This is a genomic window from Pseudarthrobacter sp. SORGH_AS 212 (genome assembly GCF_030818145.1).
Classification (GTDB): Bacteria; Actinomycetota; Actinomycetes; order Actinomycetales; family Micrococcaceae; genus Arthrobacter.
Genome location: NZ_JAUTAA010000001.1, coordinates 517685 through 538363, shown reverse-complemented (window position 1 = coordinate 538363; position 20679 = coordinate 517685). Strand labels below are relative to the sequence as shown.

The following is a 20679-nucleotide window of genomic DNA, read 5'->3' as shown; positions in this document are numbered from 1 at the left end:
CACTTTCGCTCTTGAGGAGGCACAGAATATGGGGGATCTAGCAATAGATTTCTGTGGTGAATGGTACGAGCCCTCGGATGAGGACGTCTTCAATATCGGCCGCGAGGGCGATCTTGAAGTGGACGACAATCCGTACCTGCACCGGCAGTTCCTGCAGGTTGCCCGCTACGACGGCATCTGGTGGCTCAGCAACGTGGGCGGCATGCTGTCCGCCACGGTCGCTGACGCGTCCGGCGGGATGCAGGCCTGGCTGGCGCCGGGTGCCCGGATCCCGCTGGTCTTCAGCCACACCAACATCATTTTTACGGCCGGGCCCACCACCTACGAGTTCGCCGTCCACCTGAAGACCCCGTCCTTCCGGCAGGAAGCCAGGGACGGTGACAGCAGCGGCGACACCACCATCGGCCCGGTGGTGTTCACCGACTCCCAGAAAGCACTGATCGTGGCACTGGCGGAGCCCATGCTGCGGCGCGAGGGCACCGGCTTCAGCGCCATCCCGTCGTCGGCTGCCGCCGCGAAGACCCTTGGCTGGGCGTTGACCAGGTTCAACCGCAAACTCGACAACGTCTGCGACAAACTCGACCGCGTGGGCGTGGTGGGCCTGCGCGGCGGTGGCGGCAAGCTCGCCACCAACCGGCGCGCCCGCCTCGTGGAGCACGCCGTTACCTCCCACCTGGTGACCCCGGATGACCTGTACCTGCTGGAAAAGATGAGGGGCGTGGACGAAGGATGAGGATCCGGCTGACACTCCGCCGGGACCCGGCGGAAACCAAGGACCTGGCCGTCACCGTGGACGGCCTGGCCACCGTGGCGGACATTGCCACCGTCCTGTGGGCTGCGGACCCGGACCGAAAGGGACGCCCCGCACCGGACAACCTGTCCCTGCGCATCGACGAAGCCTTCGTTGGCGGCGGCATCAGCGGCAACGTCCTGGCACGCGAAGACAACCTCCTGGAGTCCGGCCTGCGGCCCGGCTCGGTGGTCTCGCTGGCCCAGGTCAGCGACCAGTTCCACGAGGCCGGCGCCGGACGCGGTCCCGCCGCCGCCACCCTGCGCGTGCTGTCCGGGCCCGACGTCGGCAAGGAATTTTCGCTGCCCACCGGCACCAGCTACATCGGCCGGGACCGGGACGTGGACATCCGGCTCACCGACCCCCTGACCTCCAAGCGGCATGCCCGCATCACGGTGGCCGAGGGCGTCGAAATCGTTGACACCAACTCCGCCAACGGCCTGCTCATGGATGGCCTGCCGGTGACCCGGGCCCGGCTCAACTCGTCCGACACCGTCACCCTGGGCGACACCACCGTCACGGTGGTGCCGCTGGGCCACAACCGGGCGGCAGCACCGACGTCGCCCCTGGTGGACTTCAACCGTTCGCCCCGGGTGGTTCCGCGGTTCGAGGAACCCAAGCGCGTGGTCCCGTCCGGGCCCAAGCGGCCGGAGGACCACCCGTTCCCCTACATCATGCTGATTGCGCCGCTGATGATGGGCGGGGTCATCTTCGCGGTCACCCGCAACCCGCTTTCGGTGATCTTCATGATGATGATGCCGCTGTTCATCATCGGCCACTACGTGGACCAGAAGATGCGCAACAGGAAGCAGCAGAAGGAGGGCCACAAGCACTTCCGCGCGTCGATGGCCGCCTTCCGGGAGGACATCACCGAGCTGCAGAAGGTGGAGCGTGCCGTCCGGCTGCAGGAAGCACCGTCCGTCAACGACACCGTGGACGCGATCTATAAGCTCGGCCCGCTGCTGTGGACGCACCGCCCCGAACACAAAACCTTCCTGGGGCTGCGGTTCGGGCTGGGCACCGCACCGTCCCGGGTCCGGCTCGAAGAACCGTCCAACAACGACACCGAGGTGCAGTACGCCCGCGAAATCCAGGACTGCCTGAAACAGTTCCGGGAGATCGAAGGCGTCCCCATCGTCTCGCAGCTGCGCACCTCCGGGTCCCTGGGCATCGCCGGCGCCCGCGGCCTGGTGGATGACGTGGCCCGCGGAATCGTCCTGCAGCTGGTAGGCCTCCACTCGCCCGCCGAAGTGGTCCTCACGGCCATCACCTCGGCACAGTCCCGGGAGCGCTGGGACTGGCTGCAGTGGCTGCCGCACGTCGGCTCCGGCCACAGCCCACTGTCCGGAGACCATCTCGCCGCAGGGTCCGCCGGCGGCTCATCGCTGCTGGCCCGGCTTGAAGACCTGCTCGACGCGCGGGAGGCCGCAGTAAAGCGGCAGGCACCTGAGCTGCGCCAGGAGATGGACCCCGCCAAGCACGAACTCGAAACACCCGTGCTGCCCACGGTGCTGCTGATCGTGGAGGACGACGCGCCGGTGGACCGCGGGCGCCTCACCCGGCTCGCCGAACGGGGACCGGACTCGGGCGTACACGTCATGTGGGTGGCCACCGACATCCAGGCACTCCCTGCTGCCTGCCGGGACTTCATGGTGGTGGACGGCGACCACGGCACCACCACCGGCCAGGTCCGCCTGGGCCGGCACACCTACCCGGTGAGCTGCGAAAGCGTCGACGCCGAGCTGGCCGGGCAGCTGGCCCGCATGCTCGCGCCGGTGGTCGACGTGGGCAAGCCCGTCAACGATGACTCCGACCTGCCGCGCGCCGTGTCCTACGCCACGCTGATCGGCAAGGACTTCCTGGACAACCCGCAGGCCGTGGCCGAGCGATGGTCGGAGAACAACTCCGTGCACTCCTCTGCAGTGGCCAACCGCAAGGACAACGGCACGCTCCGGGCGCTGGTGGGGTCCAAGGGCATCGAACCGCTGTACCTGGACCTGAAGAACGAAGGGCCGCACGCCCTGGTGGGCGGTACCACCGGTGCCGGCAAGTCAGAGTTCCTGCAGTCCTGGGTGATGGGCATGGCATCCGCCTACAGCCCGGACCGGGTCAGCTTCCTGTTCGTGGACTACAAGGGCGGTGCTGCGTTCGCCGACTGCATCAACCTGCCGCACACCGTCGGCCTGGTCACCGACCTGTCCCCGCACCTGGTGCGGCGGGCACTGACGTCGCTGCGCGCGGAACTCCACTACCGCGAGCAGCTGCTGAACCGGAAAAAAGCGAAGGACCTGCTGGCCCTGCAGCGCGAAGCCGATCCCGACGCGCCGCCGTACCTCATCATCATCGTGGACGAATTCGCGGCGCTCGCCAACGAAGTTCCCGAGTTCGTGGACGGCGTGGTGGATGTGGCCGCCCGCGGACGGTCGCTGGGCCTGCACCTCATCCTGGCCACCCAGCGCCCGGCCGGCGTCATCAAGGACAGCCTGCGCGCCAATACCAACCTGCGCGTGGCGCTGCGCATGGCAGACGAGGATGACGCCACGGATATCCTGGGCGTCCCGGACGCGGCGTATTTCGATCCGGGCATTCCGGGCCGCGGAGCCGCGAAGACCGGCCCGGGCAGGATCCAGGGTTTCCAGACCGGCTACGCCGGCGGCTGGACCACGGAGAAACCGCAGCGGCCGCAGATCGACATTGTGGAGATGGCCTTCGGCTCGGGCTCAAGCTGGGAGGCGCCCGCGCCGGAAAAGCCTGCAGCGGCCGAACCCGCAGGGCCCAACGACATTGCCCGGATGACAGCCAACATTGTGCGGGCGGCGGACGTCCTTGCCATCGACCCGCCCCGCAAGCCGTGGCTGGACGAGCTTGCCAAGACCTACGATTTCTCCAAGCTGCCTAACCCCCGTACGGACGAGCAACTGCTCCTTGGTGTGGCCGACGACCCCGTCCGGCAGGACCAGCCCACCGTGTTCTACGAACCGGACCGGGACGGCAACATGGCCATCTACGGCACGGGCGGCTCGGGCAAGTCCGCCGCGCTGCGCGGTATTGCCATCGCCGCGGCGGTGACGCCCCGCGGCGGCCCTGTGCACGTGTACGGCATTGACTGCGGCTCGTCAGGCCTGCGGATGCTCGAAGAGCTGCCGCACGTGGGTGAAGTAATCAACGGCGACGACGTCGAACGCGTGGGGCGGCTTTTGCGCCTGCTGCGGGACATCGCCGAACAGCGTTCCGCCCGCTTCGCCGAGGTCCGGGCGTCCACCATTGTCGAGTACCGCAGGCTGGCCAACCGGCCGGACGAAAAGCGGATCTTCGTCCTGGTGGACGGCATGTCCGCGTTCCGCGAAGCCTACGAACACAGCCGCCTGTCCGGGCTGTGGGACATCTTCCTCCAGCTGGCCACCGACGGCCGCACCCTCGGAATCCACCTGGTGGTCTCCGGCGACCGTCCCAACGCCGTCCCGGCATCGCTGCTTGCCTCCATCCAGCGGCGCCTGGTGCTGCGCATGTCCTCCGAGGACGATTACATCTCGATGGACGTTCCCCGGGACGTCCTCGGCGCCACGTCTCCGCCGGGGCGCGGGCTGCTGGACGGGCTGGAAGTCCAGCTTGCCGTGCTGGGCGGGAACTCCAACCTGGCGCTGCAGGCGCGCGAAGTCCACAAGCTCAGCGAAGCGATGCTCCGCCAGGGGCTGGACACTGCCCCCGGCATTGAGCGGCTCCCGGACCAGGTGGAGCTGGACGTCCTTCCCGCCGGCAGTCCGGAACTGCCGGTCATCGGCGTCGATGACGAAACACTCCAGCCCGCCGAGATCATGGCCTGCGGACCGCTGCTGGTGGGCGGCCCTCCGGGCGCCGGCCGGACCGTGGCGTTGGTCACCCTTGCCTACGCCCTCCGCCGCTCCAACCCGCAGGTGGAACTGATCTACATCGGTGCCCGCCGTTCCGCGGTTGCTTCACTGCCGCTGTGGAACCGCTCGGTGGTGGGTCCGGACGACCTCGCCGAAGTGGTGGAGGACCTCGTGGAGCATTCCTCCGGCAACCCGGGACGGCTGGCCATCTTCATCGAGGGCCTGACGGAGTTCACCGACACCATGGCCGAATCCGGCATGGCGCAGCTGGTCACGGCCTCCATCAAGGCTGATCAGTGGGTGGTCGGCGAGTCCGAGTCGTCCACCTGGTCCTCGGCCTGGCAGCTCGCCCAGCCGTTCAAGTCCGGCCGCCGGGGCCTGCTGCTCAACCCCGGTGACATCGAGGGTGACAGCCTGCTGAACACCTCGCTGGGACGGGTCAGCCCCGAGTTCATCCCCGGCCGCGGGTACATTGTGGGCCGCGGAAAGGCCCGGAAAATCCAGGTGGCTCTGCCGCCGGAAAACCGGGACTGAAGCCCATACCACGGGAGGGCCGCACAATCGATGGATTTGCGGCCCTTCGGCGCGTTATAGAAGACTGGAAAGGCACCAGATAGCCGCAGCGGGGGACTGCGGGCCCTGAAAGGTAACAATGCCCCCCTCTTCTCCGGCGCTCCGCGCTGTCCTCGCCACGGCGTCCGCAGCTGTCCTGGCCGCCTCGATAAGCCTCCCCGCCGGAGGCACAGCCCTGGCCGACCCGCCTGAACCCACAGGATCGGCGACCGCCACCACCGCACCCGGCTGCGGGGACGACTGCAGCCTGGAACCCACCAGCCCTGCCACCGAGCCCGTCAGGCCCACCAAGACGAAGCCGGCCGACAAGCCGGGCCCACCAACACCGTCCTCTCCCGCGCCGCAGCCGGTCCTGCCGACGTCGGCTGCCCCCACGTCCACAGGTCCCGCTGCGCCGCCGGCGACCAGCGGCCCCACCGCAACAGGTGGCCCGGGCACCGAAGGCACGAACCCGGAAAGACAGGCCTCCGCTCCGGCAACGTCCGCAGGCCCTCCCGAAGGCGTCACCAGCCCGGGCGGCGCCGCCCCCACGTCCGGTGCGCCGTCGTCGGACTCCGGCTGGGACACGCCGGTGACCACCTCCGCCAGGGCAACCCAGGCCGCTGCCGTGTCCCGTGCGGAGCTGTCCGGCCGCGGCGGCCCCGACCTTCCCGCGGTGGCCGCGGGCGTCCTGCTGGTGGGCACCGGCGGCGGGGCGTTCGCCTGGTGGATCAGGAACCGCCCGCGCACGCACTGACACGGCTGGCTGTCGTACCAGTAGGGCAAGATAGGTCTGTGAGCACAGGAGAAGGCACCGCAGAACAGACCGCCACCGGGACCGCCGCGCAGAACGGACGTGAAAGCACCCCGTCCGATGCCATCCGGGAGGAATACGAGAACCTGTTGGACCTCATCAGGAAGTACCGGTTCGCGTACTACCAGGACGACGCACCCCTGGTGTCCGACGCCGAGTTCGACACCCTGTTCCGCCGCCTGGAAGAGATCGAGGCGCTGCATCCGGAGCTGGTGGCCAATGACTCGCCCACCCAGGAAGTGGGCGGGGAAGCCTCCGCGGCCTTTGCCGCCGTCGAACACCTGCAGCGGATGTACAGCCTCGAGGACGTCTTCTCGATCGAGGAGCTTGAGGCCTGGCTCAACCGGGCCGAAGCCAGCATCGCCAAGCTGGGGGACGGCACCGCCAGGGCCGCCTGGCTGACCGAACTCAAGATCGACGGGCTCGCAGTCAACCTGCTCTACCGCGACGGGAAACTGGTCCGCGCTGCCACCCGCGGCGACGGCACCACGGGTGAGGACATCACCCACAACGTCCTTACCATCAAGGAAATCCCGCAGCAGCTGCGCGGCGAAGGCTACCCGGCCGAAGTGGAAGTCCGCGGCGAGGTGTTCATCCCCTCCAAGGCGTTTGCAGAATTCAACGAGGCACTGATCGAAGCGGGCAAGGCCCCGCTGGCCAACCCACGTAACGCCGCGGCAGGCTCGCTCCGGCAGAAGGACCCGGCGGAAACCGCCAAGCGGCCGCTGAAGATGTTCGTCCACGGCATCGGCGCCCGTGAAGGCCTCGAAGCCCGAAGCCAGTCCGAAACCTACGCCCTGCTCAAGGAATGGGGCCTGCCCGTCAGCCCCTACTTCGAAGTGCTGGAGGCCCGCGCCGACGTGCTGGGGTTTATCAGCAAGTACGGCGAGCAGCGCCACAAACTCCTCCACGAAATCGACGGCATCGTCATCAAGGTGGACGACTTCGCCACCCAGCGGGCCCTCGGCTACACCACCCGCGTGCCGCGCTGGGCTGTGGCCTACAAGTACCCGCCGGAGGAAGTGCACACGAAGCTGCTCAACATCCAGGTCAACGTGGGCCGCACCGGCAGGGTGACCCCCTTCGGCATGATGGAACCGGTCAAGGTGGCCGGCTCCACGGTGGAGATGGCTACCCTGCACAACCAGGACGTGGTCAAGGCCAAGGGCGTGAAGATCGGCGACATCGTGGTCCTTCGCAAGGCCGGCGACGTCATCCCCGAAATCGTGGGACCCGTCCTGGCCCTGCGCGACCAGCAGGATCCGCCCGTCCGCGATTTCGTGATGCCCACCGAATGCCCTGCCTGCGGCACGCCGCTGGCACCGGCCAAGGAAGGGGACGTGGACATCCGCTGCCCCAACGGGAAGTCCTGCCCGTCCCAGCTCCGCGAGCGGGTCTTCCACCTCGCCGGGCGGGGCGGGTTCGACATCGAGGCGCTGGGCTGGGAAGCCGCCATCGCGCTGACGCAGCCCGCCGAGCCGGACGTGCCGCCGCTGACATCGGAGGCCGCACTGTTCGACCTCACCCCGGAAGACCTCGCCGACGTGAAGATCCGGCGCGAGAAGCGGTCCAAGGGAGTTGCCACCGGCGAGTACGAGCTGGTGCCCTACTTCTACAGCAAGGGCACGGCAAAGTCCCCGTCGAAACCCACTGCCAGCACGGAGAAGCTGTTCAAGGAACTGGACAAGGCCAAGAGCCAACCGCTGTGGCGGGTGCTGGTGGCGTTGTCCATCCGGCACGTGGGTCCCCGCGCCTCGCGTGCACTCGCCCAGGCCTTCGGCACCATGGACGGGATCCGGGCAGCTTCCGAGGAGGAACTGGCCCACGTCGACGGGGTGGGGCCCACTATCGCTGCCGCATTGAAGGAATGGTTCACCGAGGACTGGCACCGCGAGATCGTGGACCGGTGGGCTGCCGCCGGCGTCCGGATGGAGGATGAGCGGGACGAGTCCACGCCGCGTACCCTGGAAGGGCTCACCGTGGTGGTGACCGGCTCGCTGCCCAACTTCAGCCGGGACGAAGCCAAGGAAGCCATCCTGGTCCGCGGCGGCAAGGCCTCCGGGTCCGTCTCAAAGAACACGAGTTACGTGGTGGCCGGCGAAAGCGCCGGCACCAAGCTGGACAAAGCGGAACAGCTGGGGATCCGCGTGCTGGACGAGGACGGCTTCCGGCTGCTGCTCGACGGCGGCCCGGCCGCGGTGGGGGACGCCGCGGAAACGGACGTCGAAGACACCTCGGAGGAGAGCGCCGCGTTGGAAGAAGAGAAGGCAGCAGCAGTGGAGGAGAAGGCATGACCGGGCCGGAGGAATTCCTGGACGTCGCGAAGGAGGCAGCCCGGGCCGGTGCCCGGGTCCTCTCGGGACGGAACGGCGAAGCGCTGGGCGTCAGCAACAAGGGGGCAGCCGGCGACTGGGTCACCGCCTTCGACCTGGCGGCGGAGAACGCCGTGCGGGAGGTCATCACGGCCGCCCGCCCGGGGGACAGCATCACCGGTGAAGAGCACGGGACCACGCGCCCCGCGAACCCCACCGGCTACCGCTGGTCCATCGACCCGCTGGACGGCACCACCAACTTCATCCGGAACATCGTCTACTACGCCACCTCCGTGGCAGTGGCTGATGCCGACGGCGCCTGGCTGGCCGGCGTTGTCAACGCCCCCGCCCTGGGCCGCGTCTACTACGCTGCCCGCGGCGCCGGCGCCTGGCTGGAGGAAGGCGGCCGGACCACCCGGCTGGACGGTCCGGTGCCGGGCCGGACGGGGCAGATCCTGGCCACGGGCTTCAGCTACGACCCCGCGGTCCGGTCCCAGCAGGCCGCCCAGTTCGCCGAACTGGCCGACGGCTTCGCCGACGTCCGCCGGCTCGGCTCGGCGGCGCTGGACCTGTGCATGGTGGCCGACGGGACGCACGACGCCTATGGCGAACGGGGCCTGAACGAGCACGACTTCTCGGCCGGCGCCCTCATCGCTGAGGAAGCCGGGTGCTGGGTGCGGCGTCCGCGGCTCACCAGTCCGCTGGACGGCGGCCCTTCAGACCAGGAACGGCTGGACGCCTGGACCTGTGCTGCCGGGCTGGAGCTTTCGGGCAGGTTCCCGCTCTGACGGGACGCCCGGTTCCGGTGCAACCGAAGAGTGATAGTTCAATCACGGAAAACGCTGTTTCCGTCCGCCGGCGCGCCCGGCAGCACTACCATTGACGGGTGCATCCGCAGATAACCATCCGCACCGCCGTCGAATCGGATTACGACGCCGTTGCCCGCATCACCCGCGATTCCTACCTGGCCGCCGGCTACTTCGAGGACGCCGCGCACCCCTACATGGTCAAGGTCCAGGACGTGGCGGACCGCGCCGGCCAGGCCACCATCTGGGTCGCCGAACGCGGGGGAGCGGTGGTGGGATCGGTAACCCTGGCGCTGGCCGGCGAGCCCTATGCGGACATCGCCCTGCAGGATGAGCTCGAATTCCGGATGCTGGTGGTAGACCCTGCCGTGCAGCGCAGCGGCGCCGGCCGGGCCATGGTGGAGGCCATCATCGAGCACGCCCGGTCCCTTCCCGGCATCAACGCCGTAGCCCTCACCACTGGCCAGACCTGGGAAAGCGCCCACGGCCTCTACCGCACCACAGGCTTCCGCCGGGTCCCCGAACGCGACTGGCTCGTGCCCGGAACCGACATAAAGCTGCTGGTTTACCGGCTGGACCTGTAGCCGCCCTACAGTGGTGCCGACCCGCATTCCATTGTTGAAAGGCCCCGCTATGCGCAAAACCTACGGCACCGGTTCCGTCTGGGAACAGTCCCTCGGCTACTCCCGCGCCGTCCAGGTGGACAACACCCTGTACATCTCGGCCACCGCGGCAAGCGGCGAAAACGGGATCGTGGGCGAAGACTTCTATACCCAGACGCAGTTCATCCTGCAGAAACTGGGCGATGTCCTCGCGGACGCCGGGTTCGGCTACGGGGACGTGGTCCAGTCCAAGCTCTACCTGACGGACATCATCCAGTGGGAGGACGCCGGCCGTGCCCACGGCGAGGTCTTCGGCGAAATCCGCCCCACCCTGTCCCTGGTGCACGTGCTGCCGTTCCTCGACCCCAAGATGCTGGTCGAAATCGAACTGGTGGCCCAGAAGAGCGCCTAAGCTGCCTTTGTTGCCGGACCGGCGGCAAGTGTTTCCCGGTCCAGCTAGGCCACTGGCAGGCCGTAGCGGTGCTCCGGCCTGCCGGTGGTCCCGTACCGGAGCTGGATGTCGACGGCGCCATCGTCCGCCAGCGATGACAGATACCGTTGCGCCGTGGCCCGTGAAACGCCCACCCGCGCCGCGACCTCCGCGGCGGAGTACTGCTGGCCCGGTTCCAGCGAATCCAGCACCGCAGCCTCGGTGGCGGAGCGTGGTTTGGCCGACGGCGTGACGTCCCCGGGAATGAGGGATCTCTTGGCCCGTTCCAGGGACTCCTGGTCCAGGGCCCCGGGCTGGGACAGGAGCCGCCGGTACCTGGCGTAGGACCGGAGCTGCTGTGACAACGCATCTGCCGTGAACGGCTTCAGCAGGTAACCCAGGGCGCCGCGGCGGAATGCCACCCGGACGGATGCGGTGTCTGACGCAGCGCTGAGCATCACGGTGTCCACGTCCAGCTGCTGCAGCAGGTCCAGCCCCGAAGCGTCGGGCAGGTAGACGTCCAGCAGCACCAGGTCCGGCCGGAGGCTGTGGATGGCCTGCAATGCCAGTGATGCCGTCCCCACAGGGGCCAGCGCCAGGAACCCGGCCACCGAGTCAACGTAGGCGGCGTGCAGTTTGGCGACGTGGAAGTCGTCGTCCACGATCAGCACCCGGAAATCGTCAGCCATTGTGGTCCTTTCCCCTCATCGGAAGTCTGGGCGGCAGTGCCCGCGGTGGTATGCGGCAGGGTCGCCATGAACACCGCGCCGGGCCCGCCGCTGCTGCCGCGGTCCAGCACTGTGACGTCCCCGCCCCGGCGGCGCGCCAGTTGCCGGGCGAGGGCCAGCCCGAAGCCCTGCCCGCCGCCGTTACGGTTGTTCCTGTTCAGCGCGCCCGTGGCGGTGGTGAACCCTTCAGCGAACACCGCCTCCGTGTCCGTTCCCGCGGCCAGCCCATCACCCGAGTCGGCGACCACGACGTGCAGCGTGCCGCCGTCGTCGCCCGGCTCGTCCAGCACCTCAAGCTCCACCCATTTGTCCGCTGCGGCACCGGCCACAGCCGCGTTAACCGCATTGTCGATCAGGTTGCCCAGCACGGTGGTGACGTCCTGCGCCTCGGTCACCTGGCCCCGGACCAGGGTTTCCGGACCGATCCGCAGGGACACCCCCCGCTCGTCGGCCTCCACGCCCTTGGCCCCCACGAAGGCCTGCAGGTAGGGGTCCTGGAGCAGCTCGGCCTGCTCCACGGGGAACTTCAGCGGCCCGGTGGCGGCCAGGGTGGCGAGGTAGTCGCGTGCCTGCCGGTGCTCTCCGATGCTCATGAACCCCGCCAGCGTGTGGAGCTGGTTGGCGAATTCGTGGCGCTGGGCGCGGAGCGCGGTGGACATGGTGCCCACGGCGTCCAGCTGCCGGGTAAGTTCCTGCAGTTCGGTACGGTCCCTGAGCATCACCACCCAGCCCAGGTCCTCGCGCCCGTGCAGTGCCTTGCGGGCATTGGCCACCAGCACCCGTCCGCCGGCCACCAGCTCCACAGCATCGGCGGCCGGCCGGTCCGGGCTGGTCAGGGCGGTCAGCTGGTCCGGCACCGGGGCGTCCTCCCAGCGTGTGCCGGCCAGGTCCGGCAGCCCGAGCATGCGTTGCGCCGCGGCGTTGAAGACGCTCACGCGGCCGTCGGCGGAGACGCCGATGACGCCGTCGTCCACGCCCTGGAGCACTGCCACCTGGTCGTGGACCAGCGTGCTGATCTCTTCCGGTTCCAGCCCCAGCGTCAGCCGCTGCAGCCGGCGGCGCAGCAGGAACGAGCCCAGGATGCCGGCCAGCAGGGCGCCGGCAGCGGTCAGCGCCACGGGGCCGATGTCCCGGGCCACGCTCTGGGCCACCGTCTCCATCGAGTAGCCGACGCTGACCTCGCCCACCACGGTGGAGTTGTCCGCGGCATAGACCGGGACCTTCGCTCCCGCCGATGCTCCCAGCGTTCCGGTGTTGCGGGTGGTGACTTCCTGCCCCGACAGTGCCTCGGACGGATCGGTGCTGACTTTTTCGCCGAGCCGCTGGGGGTCCGGGTGGGCCAGGCGGATGCCCTCTTCGTCGGTGATCACCACGAACAACGCCCCGGTCCGGGTGCGCGCCGCTTCGGCGGAAACCTGCAGGGGACCGGACGCCAGCTCAGACGCCGGGGGAGTCCCTTCTTCACCGCTGATGGCCAGCACGTCGGCACGCACCTCGGGGTCCGACGCGACTGTGCGTGCCAGCGTCAGGGCCTGGTTTTCCGCTTCGCTGCCCACCCGGTCATAGGTGAGCCAGGTATGGACGGCGGCGCTGAGCAGAACCACCAAAAGCACTACGCCCAGCTGCAACAGGAGCGTCTGGGTGGAGAACCGCAGCGGCGGGCGCGGCACGGAGCGCTGCATGATCCTCCTTGACTGGCATGGGCCGGACGGCTTCCTGGGTACGGCGTCATCTGCGCGGCGTCGTCAGTGCGGATACCGCGTGAGCACAATGAGCAAAATGCTCCCAATAAGCAGTATGCCAATCAATTGAGCCAAAGGCACGGCCGTGACGTCCGCCACCCTACAGTCTGTAGCACGCATCACAACGCTGTGGTGCCGTTCACAAGAAGGAGCCGGCTGTGCTGGTAATACTTGGATTCGCCATGATCGCGGTGTTCATGGTGCTGATCATGACGAAGAAGTTGACGCCAGTGCTGGCGCTGATCATCGTCCCCACCGTTTTTGGCCTTTTCGCAGGTGCCGGCCTGGGCATCGGAGACATGGTCCTGGACTCGATGAAGTCCATGACGTCCACCGCAGCCCTGCTGATGTTCGCCATCATCTACTTCGGCCTGATGATCGACGTCGGACTGTTCGACCCGCTGGTGAAGTTCATCCTCCGCAAACTGGGCAACGACCCCGCCAAGGTGGTCCTGGGCACCGCCCTGCTCGCTGCCGCTGTCTCCCTGGACGGTGACGGTTCCACCACCTTCATCCTCACCACCGCGGCCATGCTGCCGATCTACCTGCGCCTGAAGATGAGCCCCGTGGTCCTCACCTGCGTCGCCGGCCTCGCCAACGGCACCATGAACATCGTCCCCTGGGGCGGTCCCACGGCCCGCGCCGCCACCGCACTGAAGATCGACGTCAACGATGTCTTCGTGCCCATGATTCCGTCGCTGATCGGCGGCATCGTTGTGGTCCTCGTCTTCGCCTGGATCCTTGGCCTGCAGGAGCGCAACCGCCTCCGCAGCACCCAACCCGAAATCTGGGGCGTGCCCGATACCGCAGCAGAGTTCGACGGCGGTGCTCCCGCCGGCCCGGCCGCCGGTTCCGGCGCAGGCCGTGGGCACAACGGCAACACCCCCGGCGGAGCAGCCCCCGCAGGCGGTTCCGTGGCCGTGCTCGAACGCACCGAGACGCCCGTGGACGACCACGACGCCGCCATGGCGGACACCGCACTGGACCCCAACCGCAGCACGCTGCGCCCCAAGCTGTTCTGGTTCAACCTGGGCCTGACCGTGGCCGTCATGGCCATGCTGATCGCCGACCTCGTGCCGCTGCCCTACGTCTTCATGGTGGGCTCCGCCATTGCCCTGCTGGTCAACTTCCCGAAGGTCAAGGACCAGGGCGCCCAGCTCGTGGCACACTCCTCCTCGATCGTGGCCGTGGTCAGCATGGTCATGGCAGCGTCCGTCCTCACCGGCGTGCTAACCGGCACCGGCATGGTGGAAGCCATGTCCGCCTGGCTCGTCCAGATCATCCCGTCCAGCATGGGCCCGCTCATGGCAGTCATCACCGGCCTGCTCAGCATCCCCATGACGTTCTTCATGAGCAACGACGCCTTCTACTTCGGCGTCCTGCCGGTCCTGAGCGAGACAGCCGCGCACTACGGCATCGGCGCCGCCGAGATGGCCCGGGCCTCCATCACCGGCCAGCCGTTCCACATGCAGAGCCCGCTGGTCCCGGCCATCCTGCTGCTGGTGTCCCTCGCCAAGGTGGACCTCGGTGACCACCACAAGAAGGTCCTGTGGCGCGCCGCCGTGGTGTCCCTGGTCATGCTGGGAATCGGCATGCTGACCGGAGCCATCGGGATCGGTTAGTCTGTTGCTGCCTGCGGCTGGCCCTCCGGGGCCGGCCAACGGCAGCGAACGGTGCCCGTCTGACGCCCGCTGGGGGCCGTCAGACGGGCATCTGCGTTTCCCCACTAGAATGGATCGGAAACCAATCCGAACTTTGCAGGGGAGATCCATGGCTGCGATCAACCGTGACGATGTTGCGCACCTCGCGCGGCTCGCTCACATCGAGATGAGTGCCCAAGAGCTGGACAGGATGGCCGGAGAACTCGCCGTCATCGTTGATTCGGTCAAGTCCGTCAGTGAAGCCGCCGGAGACGACGTCCCGGCCACCTCGCACCCCATTCCACTGACCAACGTCTTCCGCGAGGACGTAGTGGGGCACACGTTCAGCGCCAAGCAGGCACTGTCCGGGGCTCCGGACTCGGACGACAACCGATTCAAGGTCCCGGCAATCCTGGATGAGGCATAAACCATGACTGAACAGAACACCACTGCCGCGGGCCTGATCCGCCTGTCCGCAGCAGCTCTCGCCGAGAAGCTCCGCGCCGGTGAGGTCACCGCCGTCGAAGCCACCCAGGCCCACCTGGACCGGATCGCCACAGTGGACGGCGGGGAACGCGGCGTCAACGCCTTCCTGCACGTCAACGCGGAGGAAGCGCTCGCCGTCGCCGCCGAAGTTGACGCCATCCGCGCCGCCGGCGGTGCGGAAGCCGAGGCGCTGCACTACCTGGCCGGCGTCCCCATTGCCGTCAAGGACCTGATCGTCACGGTCGGCCAGCCCACCACGGCCGGCTCGAAAATCCTTGAGGGCTGGCACAGCCCCTACGACGCCACCGTCGTGGAACGGCTGCGTGCCGCGAAGATGCCCATCCTGGGCAAGACCAACCTTGACGAGTTCGCCATGGGGTCCTCCACCGAGCACTCGGCCTACGGACCCACCCGCAACCCCTGGGACCTGGACCGGATCCCCGGCGGCTCCGGCGGCGGTTCCGCGGCCGCCGTCGCCGCCTTCGAAGCCCCGCTGGCCCTGGGCACCGACACCGGCGGGTCCATCCGCCAGCCCGGAGCCGTCACCGGAACCGTGGGCGTCAAGCCCACCTACGGCAGCGTCTCCCGCTACGGCGCCATCGCCATGGCCTCCTCGCTGGACCAGATCGGGCCGGTCACCCGGACCGTGCTGGACTCCGCACTCCTGCATCAGGTCATCGGCGGCCATGATCCCCGCGACTCCACCTCGCTGCCCGAGCCGCTGGCCGACCTCGTCGCCGCCGCCAAGACCGGCAACGTCGAAGGCCTGCGGATCGGCATCATCAAGGAGCTGCACGGCGAGGGCTACCAGGCCGGCGTCGAAAACCGCTTCAACGAATCCCTGGAGATGCTCAAGGAAGCCGGCGCGGAAATCGTCGAGGTCTCCTGCCCCAACTTCCAGTACGCGCTCGGTGCCTACTACCTGATCATGCCGTCCGAGGCCTCCTCCAACCTGGCCAAGTTCGACGGCGTCCGCTACGGCCTGCGCGTGCTCCCCGAAGAGGGGCCCATGACGATCGAACGCGTCATGGGTGCCACCCGCGCCGCAGGCTTCGGCGACGAAGTGAAGCGCCGCATCATACTGGGCACCTACGCCCTGTCTGCGGGCTACTACGACGCGTACTACGGCTCTGCGCAGAAAGTCCGCACCCTCGTGCAGCGCGACTTCGACGCCGCCTTCGCCAAGGCCGATGTCCTCATCTCGCCCACGGCACCCACCACCGCCTTCCGGCTCGGTGAAAAGCTGGACGATCCGCTGGCCATGTACCTCAACGACGTCGCCACCATCCCGGCCAACCTCGCCGGCGTCCCCGGCCTGTCCCTCCCGGGCGGCCTCGCGGACGAGGACGGGCTGCCCGTCGGTATCCAGTTGCTCGCCCCCGCACGGGAAGACGCCCGGCTTTACCGCGTGGGCGCCGTGCTGGAAGCTCTGCTAGAGGAAAAGTGGGGCGGACCGCTGCTCGCGCAGGCCCCCGAACTCGCCACGTCCGGCACCCTCGAAACCCAGGAGGCTAAATAATGAGCACCGACACCATCCTGAGCTTCGAAGAAGCCATGGAGAAGTACGATCCCGTCCTGGGGTTTGAGGTCCACGTTGAACTCAACACCAAGACCAAGATGTTCTCCTCCGCGCCCAATGTCTTCGGCGATGAGCCCAACACCAACGTCAACGAGGTGGACCTGGGCATGCCCGGCGTCCTGCCGGTGGTCAACAAGACGGCCATCGAATCGTCGATCAAGATCGGCCTGGCGCTGAACTGCAAGATCGCCGAGACCTGCCGCTTCGCCAGGAAGCAGTACTTCTACCCGGACACCCCCAAGAACTTCCAGACCTCGCAGTACGACGAGCCCATCGCCTACGACGGGTACCTTGACGTCGAACTCGAGGACGGCACCGTGTTCCGCGTGGAAATCGAACGCGCCCACATGGAAGAGGACGCCGGCAAGCTGACCCACATGGGCGGCGCCACCGGCAGGATCCAGGGCGCCGACTTCTCCCTGGTGGACTACAACCGTGCCGGTGTTCCGCTGGTGGAAATCGTCACCAAGCCGATCGAGGGCGCCGGATCCCGTGCGCCGGAACTGGCCAAGGCCTATGTGGCGGCCGTCCGCGAGATCGTCAAGAACCTCGGGGTCTCCGACGCCAAGATGGAACGCGGCAACGTCCGCTGCGACGCCAACGTCTCGCTCCGCCCGCACGGCCGCGAACGGTTCGGCATCCGCTCCGAAACCAAGAACGTGAACTCGCTGCGCGCCGTCGAACACGCCGTCCGCTACGAGATCCAGCGCCACGCAGCCGTCCTGGACTCGGGCGAACCGGTCATCCAGGAGACCCGCCACTGGCACGAGGACACGCGCACCACCACCTCCGGCCGTGCCAAGTCCGACGCTGACGACTACCGCTACTTCCCCGAGCCGGACCTGGTTCCCATGGTGGCCTCCCGCGAATGGGTGGAGGAGCTGCGCGCCACCCTGCCCGAGCCGCCGGCCGAGCGCCGCAAGCGACTGAAGGCCGACTGGGGCTACTCGGACCTCGAATTCCGCGACGTGGTGAACGCCGGGGTCCTGGACGAGATCGAGGAGACCATCGCCGCCGGTGCCAGCGCCTCTGTGGCCCGCAAATGGTGGATGGGTGAGATCGTGGGCCGCGCCAAGGCAGCCGACGTCGACCCCGGCCAGCTCGGCGTCCAGCCCGCCACCATCGTGGAGCTCGCGCAGATGGTGGAAGCCGGCAAGATCAACAACAAGATGGCAGCCCAGGTGCTGGACGGCGTCCTCGCCGGTGAAGGCACCCCGGCGGAGATCGTCGAGAAGCGCGGCCTCGCCGTCGTGTCCGACGACGGACCCCTCCTGGAAGCCATCGACGCTGCACTCGCCGCGCAGCCCGACGTCGCGGACAAGATCCGCGGCGGCAAGGTACAGGCCATCGGCGCGATCGTTGGCGGCGTCATGAAGGCCACCCGCGGCCAGGCCGACGCCGGCCGTGTCCGCGAGCTCATCCTGGAGAAACTGGGCGTCACCGCGCAGTAGCTCCCACCCCCCAACTGGGTCGCAGTTAATGTCGTTTTGAACCGTCAGAACGACATCTACTGCGACCCAGTTGGGCTTTAAGGACCCACTCGGGGCCGTTGGAAAATACCCGTACCCACTGTCGCGCCACGGTCCTACACTGGAGCCGTCGGGGCCTGCCGGTCGGCAGGCCGGCTGAAGGAAGTGGCGGACATGGGACCGAAGACCCTGAGGACTCGGAAGGCACTCCTGGCGGGGGCCGTTGGGGTGGCGCTCAGCGGGGCCGGCGCAGCGCTGGCCTGGTCCGCAGGGCCGCCCTCAGCCACGCCGTCTCCTTCCCCGTCCGCCTCACCGTCAACGCCGGGCCACGAAGGCCGCGGAGCCACACCGGACGCGTCCCAGCGCCCCCAGTTCCAGCACGGCGAGAGCGTCGTAAAAAAGGCGGACGGGACCTTCCAGACAGTGCTTGGGCAGCGCGGCACGGTGGAGGCCGTCAGCAGCACGTCGATCACCGTCAGGAGCGGGGACGGCTTCACCCAGGCCTACACGGTCAACGCGGACACCAGGGTCACCAGGAACGGCACCATCGCGGACATCGCCACCGGTGACGTGGTCCGGGTTGCGGGCGTCCGGGACGGGGACACCGCAACCGCCCAGCGGATCACCGGGGGCGGCGGAGACCACCCGGGTCCGGGCCGCGGCCACGGCCACGGGCACGGACACGGTGGGAATGGGAACGGAAATGGAAACGGCAAGGCGCACGGGCAGGGCCAGGCAAACCCATCAGGCTCCGGCGCCTGATCCGCGCCCCTGCAGCTGTCAGCTCTGCTTCACCAGCCCTGCCATGATGTCCTGCAGCGCCTCGCAGACCGTCATCACCGATCGGCGCTTCAGGTTTTCCGGGCGCGCCAGCAGATCTATCCGCCGCCGGGTGCTGATTCCCTCCAGCGGCCGCAGCACGATGTCCGGGTGCAGGACGGGGCCGGCGGTGTACCGGGGGAGCAGCCCGATCACGCCGCCGGCTGCCACCAGTGCGGCGACGGTGGAGTAGTCGTTGATGCGGTGCACGATGGTCGGTTCCCGGCTGGACACGGCCGCGACGGCGGACAGGACGTCGGCGGGGGAGTATCCGGCGTGGCTGGTCACCCAGGCCTCGCCTCCGACGTCGTCCGCTGTGACCGCTGCCTTCCCGGCGAGCGGATGCGCGGCGGGCAGGGCCACGTCCAGGGGTTCGTGCAGCAGCGGCACCACCGTCACCCGTTCCGTTGGCCAGCCCGGACTGTGGTCCATCCGGTGGGCCAGCACGAGGTCATACCGGGCGGTGAGCGCGGGAAAGTCCTGCTGCGCCACGTCCTCATCGGACAGCTCGAGCCGGGGTTGCCCCGGGCCCTCCAGGATCCGGGCCAAAGTGGCGAACACGGCCTGGCCGGCGCTGTGGAAGCCGCTGACGGTGACGCGGCCGCCGCTCGAGCCGTGGTAGCTGCCGATCGCCGCCCGGGCGTCCGCCATGGCGCTGACGACGGCGGCCCCGGCGTCCGCGAGCACCTGGCCTGCGTCCGTCAGCACCAGGTTCCGCCCCTCCTTGCGCGTGAGCGGAACATCCACGGACCGCTGCAGGAGGGCCAAGTGCTGGGAAACAGCGGAGGGGGTGACCATGAGGGTATCGGCCACTGCCTTGACGCTGCCGAGGGCTCCGAGTTCGCGCAGGATTTCAAGCTGGTGGATCTCCATTCGATCAGTTTACGCATTAGTTATTGCTACATCGTCGATTGAGAAGATTCCCATTGTGCTAAAGCTTTGCCGGCGCTGTAATGGGGAAAGGCAGGATCCTGCCGAGCACGTGAGGAAGAAGCGAGGAAGCCGATGAAGGCTCTGTACAAGGCGGGTCCGCAGGCCGGCTTCGAACTGGTTGACCGCCCGGAACCCGAAGCCGGCCCGGCCGACGTGAAGATCCGGGTGATGACCACAGGGATCTGCGGGACCGATCTCCACATCCAGTCCTGGGACGCCTGGGCACAGGGCATGATTGAGGCCCCGCTTATCGCCGGGCACGAGTTCTACGGTGAAGTGGTGGAGGTGGGCGCTGACGTCCGCGACGTCAGGGTGGGGGACAGGGTCTCCGGCGAGGGGCACATCGTCTGCGGCATCTGCCGGAACTGCCGGGCCGGCCGCCGCCAGATGTGCATCCACACCGTGAGCGTCGGCGTGCAGCGGGACGGCGCCTTCGCTGAGTACGTCGTCATACCCGAAACAAACGTCTGGGTCCACCACGATCCCTCGGTCACCCCGGAACTTGGCGCCATCTTCGACCCCTTCGGCAACGCCGTGCACACCGCGTTGAGCTTTCCGCTGGTGGGCGAGGACGTCCTCATCACCGGTGCCGGGCCCATCGGCCTGATGGCCATCGCCGTCGCCCGCCACGCCGGAGCCCGCAAGATTGCCATCACCGACGTCTCCGGGCCCCGCCTGGAACTTGCCGCCAAGCTGGGTGCGGACCTCACCATCGACGTCTCCGCCACCCGCGTCCGGGACGCCCAGCATCAACTGGGAATGCGCGAGGGGTTCGACATCGGCATGGAAATGTCCGGCCACCCTTCGGCCCTGCCCGAAATGATCGACAACATGAACCACGGCGGCCGGATCGCCATGCTGGGCCTGCCCAGCCAGGACATCACCATCGACTGGGGCAAGGTGGTCACCCACATGCTCACGCTCAAGGGTATCTACGGCCGGGAGATGTACGAGACCTGGTATGCCATGAGCGCCATGCTCTCCTCCAACCCCGCCCTGCACGCCGGCATCTCCGCCGTGGTCACGGACGCCCTCCCTGCCACAGACTGGGAGAAGGGCTTCGAGATCGCCCGCAGCGGCAGCGGCGGCAAAGTTGTCCTCGACTGGACCCGACTCTAAGGAACCC

The 20679-nt window shown here is 68.2% G+C and carries 16 protein-coding genes; 13 read left to right on the top strand and 3 right to left on the bottom strand.

Features of this window, described 5'->3' with window-relative positions; genetic code table 11:
- Positions 1-28: 28 nt before the first annotated feature.
- The 7 genes from QE394_RS02435 (at position 29) to QE394_RS02405 (ending at position 10139) form a co-directional block, all read left to right on the top strand.
- Positions 29-733, top strand: a complete 705-nt coding sequence (locus QE394_RS02435) for a hypothetical protein (protein ID WP_015936552.1) — start codon at positions 29-31, stop codon at positions 731-733.
- Positions 730-5175: an FtsK/SpoIIIE domain-containing protein gene (locus tag QE394_RS02430; RefSeq protein WP_349033637.1), complete on the top strand. Its 4446-nt coding sequence runs from the start codon at positions 730-732 to the stop codon at positions 5173-5175. The genes QE394_RS02435 and QE394_RS02430 overlap by 4 nt, the downstream gene beginning before the upstream one ends.
- 118 nt (positions 5176-5293) lie before the next feature.
- Positions 5294-5950, top strand: a complete 657-nt coding sequence (locus tag QE394_RS02425) for a hypothetical protein (RefSeq protein WP_349033636.1) — start codon at positions 5294-5296, stop codon at positions 5948-5950.
- Between the two features lie 38 nt (positions 5951-5988).
- Positions 5989-8301, top strand: a complete 2313-nt coding sequence (gene ligA / locus QE394_RS02420) for an NAD-dependent DNA ligase LigA (protein WP_349033635.1) — start codon at positions 5989-5991, stop codon at positions 8299-8301.
- Positions 8298-9107 carry an inositol monophosphatase family protein gene (locus tag QE394_RS02415; protein WP_056083611.1) on the top strand — a complete coding sequence of 270 codons (810 nt, stop codon included), beginning with the start codon at positions 8298-8300 and terminating at the stop codon, positions 9105-9107. Before ligA ends, QE394_RS02415 begins: the two co-directional genes overlap by 4 nt.
- 98 nt (positions 9108-9205) lie before the next feature.
- Positions 9206-9709: a GNAT family N-acetyltransferase gene (locus QE394_RS02410; protein WP_056083608.1), complete on the top strand. Its 504-nt coding sequence runs from the start codon at positions 9206-9208 to the stop codon at positions 9707-9709.
- Positions 9710-9758: 49 nt separating this feature from the next.
- Positions 9759-10139 (top strand): RidA family protein, encoded by a 381-nt coding sequence (locus tag QE394_RS02405; protein ID WP_349033634.1) that lies wholly within the window; start codon positions 9759-9761, stop codon positions 10137-10139.
- A 44-nt stretch (positions 10140-10183) separates the two neighbouring features.
- Here the strand turns inward: QE394_RS02405 and QE394_RS02400 are convergent, their stop codons facing one another.
- Positions 10184-10846, bottom strand: a complete 663-nt coding sequence (locus QE394_RS02400) for a response regulator (RefSeq protein ID WP_056083601.1) — start codon at positions 10844-10846, stop codon at positions 10184-10186.
- A complete protein-coding gene (locus QE394_RS02395; RefSeq protein WP_349033633.1) occupies positions 10822-12567 on the bottom strand; it encodes an ATP-binding protein in 1746 nt (581 codons plus the stop codon). The genes QE394_RS02400 and QE394_RS02395 overlap by 25 nt, the downstream gene beginning before the upstream one ends.
- 218 nt (positions 12568-12785) lie before the next feature.
- On the opposite strand from QE394_RS02395, the gene QE394_RS02390 reads away from it, so the two are divergent.
- The 5 genes from QE394_RS02390 to QE394_RS02370 all read left to right on the top strand — a co-directional run bounded on the left by QE394_RS02390 (position 12786) and on the right by QE394_RS02370 (position 18563).
- Positions 12786-14249, top strand: a complete 1464-nt coding sequence (locus QE394_RS02390) for a CitMHS family transporter (RefSeq protein WP_056083598.1) — start codon at positions 12786-12788, stop codon at positions 14247-14249.
- 148 nt (positions 14250-14397) lie between these two features.
- Positions 14398-14694 (top strand): Asp-tRNA(Asn)/Glu-tRNA(Gln) amidotransferase subunit GatC, encoded by a 297-nt coding sequence (gene gatC / locus QE394_RS02385; RefSeq protein ID WP_056083596.1) that lies wholly within the window; start codon positions 14398-14400, stop codon positions 14692-14694.
- 3 nt (positions 14695-14697) lie between these two features.
- Positions 14698-16272, top strand: coding sequence for an Asp-tRNA(Asn)/Glu-tRNA(Gln) amidotransferase subunit GatA (gene gatA, locus QE394_RS02380; RefSeq protein WP_349033632.1), 1575 nt, complete (start codon positions 14698-14700; stop codon positions 16270-16272).
- On the top strand, positions 16272-17783 hold the full coding sequence (gene gatB / locus QE394_RS02375) for an Asp-tRNA(Asn)/Glu-tRNA(Gln) amidotransferase subunit GatB (RefSeq protein ID WP_056083590.1): 1512 nt from the start codon (positions 16272-16274) through the stop codon (positions 17781-17783). The genes gatA and gatB overlap by 1 nt, the downstream gene beginning before the upstream one ends.
- Positions 17784-17975: 192 nt before the next feature.
- Positions 17976-18563 (top strand): DUF5666 domain-containing protein, encoded by a 588-nt coding sequence (locus QE394_RS02370; RefSeq protein WP_349033631.1) that lies wholly within the window; start codon positions 17976-17978, stop codon positions 18561-18563.
- Positions 18564-18581: 18 nt separating this feature from the next.
- Here the strand turns inward: QE394_RS02370 and QE394_RS02365 are convergent, their stop codons facing one another.
- The gene (locus tag QE394_RS02365) at positions 18582-19493 is read right to left on the bottom strand and encodes a LysR family transcriptional regulator (RefSeq protein ID WP_349033630.1); all 912 of its coding nucleotides are present in this window, start codon (positions 19491-19493) and stop codon (positions 18582-18584) included.
- Positions 19494-19625: 132 nt separating this feature from the next.
- On the opposite strand from QE394_RS02365, the gene tdh reads away from it, so the two are divergent.
- On the top strand, positions 19626-20672 hold the full coding sequence (tdh, locus tag QE394_RS02360) for an L-threonine 3-dehydrogenase (RefSeq protein WP_349033629.1): 1047 nt from the start codon (positions 19626-19628) through the stop codon (positions 20670-20672).
- Positions 20673-20679 lie beyond the last annotated feature (7 nt).